This is a genomic window from Streptomyces albidochromogenes, assembly GCF_005981925.1.
Classification (GTDB): Bacteria; Actinomycetota; Actinomycetes; order Streptomycetales; family Streptomycetaceae; genus Streptomyces; species Streptomyces albidochromogenes.
In genome coordinates, this window is the sequence record NZ_VBVX01000652.1 from 1 (window position 1) to 1,026 (window position 1,026).

Annotated in this window: 2 protein-coding genes; both read left to right on the forward strand. The window is 71.2% G+C overall.

The window, feature by feature from the left end:
* On the forward strand, positions 1 to 795 hold a 795-nt coding region (locus E2E34_RS37705; protein WP_138905752.1), incomplete at its 5' end, for a thiolase C-terminal domain-containing protein.
* A 3-nt stretch (positions 796 to 798) separates the two neighbouring features.
* Positions 799 to 1,026 (forward strand): Zn-ribbon domain-containing OB-fold protein (locus tag E2E34_RS34575; protein WP_244316406.1); only part of this gene is annotated, 228 nt, incomplete at its 3' end.

Here is a 1,026-nt window from a genome sequence, read left to right on the forward strand (position 1 = left end):
TTATGCGTTCGTCGGCAGCGTCAGAGGTGTATAAGAGACAGGTGGACCCGCCCCTTCGGCCTGCTGCGCCCCGCCGACGAGATCGGCATGCTGGCCCGCCGGTACATGCACGAGTACGGCGCCACCCGCGACCACCTGTTCAACGTCGCCCTCGCCTGCCGCAACCGGGCCAACCAGAACCCGGCCGCGATGATGTACGACCGGCCCCTGACCCGCGACATGTACATGAACGCGCGCTGGATCAGCGATCCCCTGTGCCTGTTCGACAACTGCCTGGAGACGGACGGCGCCCTGGCGTGCGTCGTCGTCTCGGCCGAGCGCGCCCGCGACTGCCGGCAGAAGCCGGTGTACGTCCACTCCGTCGCCCAGGGCCTGCCCGCGCAGCACCACGGCATGGTCAACTACTGGAACGACGACCCGCTCACCGGCCCCGCCTGGACCGCCGCCCGCCAGCTCTGGAAGCAGGCCGACTTCGGCCCGGACGACATCGACGTCGCCCAGATCTACGACGCGTTCACCCCGCTCATCCCGCTGTCCCTGGAGGGCTACGGCTTCTGCGGCCGGGGCGAGGGGGCGGCGTTCACCGAGGGCGGCGCCCTGGAGAGCGGCGGGCGGCTGCCGATCAACACCGGCGGCGGCGGGCTCAGTGAGGCGTACGTCCACGGCTTCAACCTGATCACCGAGGGCGTGAGGCAGCTGCGCGGCACCAGCACCGCCCAGGTGCCCTCGGCCGCCACCTGCCTGGTGACGGCGGGCGAGGGCGTACCGACATCGGCCCTGCTGCTGAGGAGCTGAGAGATGAGCGAGAACACGAGCGGTGATCTGCTCTCTCCCGTCGTCGACGACGACGGCGCCCCCTTCTGGGAGTACGCCGCCCGGGGGGAACTGCGCGTACAGGGCTGCGCGGCACCGGAGTGCGGCGCGCTGCGCTTCCCGCCCCGGCCGTGCTGCCCGCACTGCCAGTCCTTCGACAGCACCTGGCGGCGGATGAGCGGCAAGGGGCGGATCTGGTCGTACGTCCTGCCC